The 1,134-nt window shown below is 66.1% G+C and carries 1 pseudogene; it reads right to left on the bottom strand.

The window, feature by feature from the left end:
• Nucleotides 1–1,132: pseudogene (tuf, locus tag ACLEQD_RS43920) on the bottom strand (elongation factor Tu); the annotation flags it as partial.
• Nucleotides 1,133–1,134: the final 2 nt, after the last annotated feature.

Raw genomic sequence — 1,134 nt, forward strand, 5'->3', positions numbered from 1 at the left:
GCGAACCGGAGCTCCTTCTCCATCGCGACCGGGGTGATGAGCTCCACCTCGATGGCGATGTTGTCGCCCGGCATGACCATCTCGACGTTGTCCGGCAGCTTCACCGTGCCCGTCACGTCCGTGGTGCGGAAGTAGAACTGCGGACGGTACCCCTTGAAGAACGGGGTGTGGCGGCCGCCCTCTTCCTTCGACAGCACGTAAATCTGCGCCTTGAACTTCGTGTGCGGCGTGATGCTGCCCGGCTTGGCCAGCACCTGGCCGCGCTCCATGTCCTCGCGCTTGAGGCCACGCACCAGCGCGCCGATGTTGTCGCCCGCCCGGCCCTCGTCCAGCAGCTTGCGGAACATCTCCACGCCCGTCACCACCGTCTTCTGCGTCGCGCGCAGGCCGACGACTTCCACTTCCTCGCCCACCTTGATGATGCCGCGCTCCACGCGGCCGGTGGCCACCGTGCCACGGCCGGCGATGGAGAAGACGTCTTCCACCGGCATCAGGAAGGGCTTGTCCGTCGCGCGCTGCGGCGTCGGGATGTAGCTGTCCACCGCCTCCATCAGCTTCAGGATGGCCGGCTCGCCGATGTCGCTGGTGTCACCCTCCAGCGCCTTCACCGCGGAGCCCGGGATGATGGGGATGGTGTCGCCGGGGAACTCGTACTTCTTCAGGAGGTCACGCACCTCCATCTCCACCAGCTCGCGCAGCTCCGGGTCATCCAGCAGGTCCACCTTGTTCAGGAAGACCACGATGTAGGGCACGCCCACCTGGCGCGCCAGCAGGATGTGCTCGCGCGTCTGGGGCATCGGGCCGTCCGCCGCCGACACCACCAGGATGGCGCCGTCCATCTGCGCCGCGCCCGTAATCATGTTCTTCACGTAGTCGGCGTGCCCCGGCAGTCGACGTGCGCGTAGTGGCGGTTCTTCGTCTTGTACTCCACGTGCGCCGTGGAGATGGTGATGCCGCGCTCACGCTCTTCCGGCGCCTTGTCAATCTGGTCGTACGCCAGGAACGTGGCGCCGCCCGTCTTCGCCAGCACCTTCGTGATGGCCGCCGTCAGCGACGTCTTGCCGTGGTCCACGTGCCCAATCGTTCCGATGTTCACGTGGGGCAGGCTGCGATCGAACTTTTCCTTGGACATGA

Origin of the sequence: Corallococcus sp. 4LFB (genome assembly GCF_046520365.1) — a bacterium.
Lineage (GTDB): Bacteria > Myxococcota > Myxococcia > Myxococcales > Myxococcaceae > Corallococcus > Corallococcus caeni.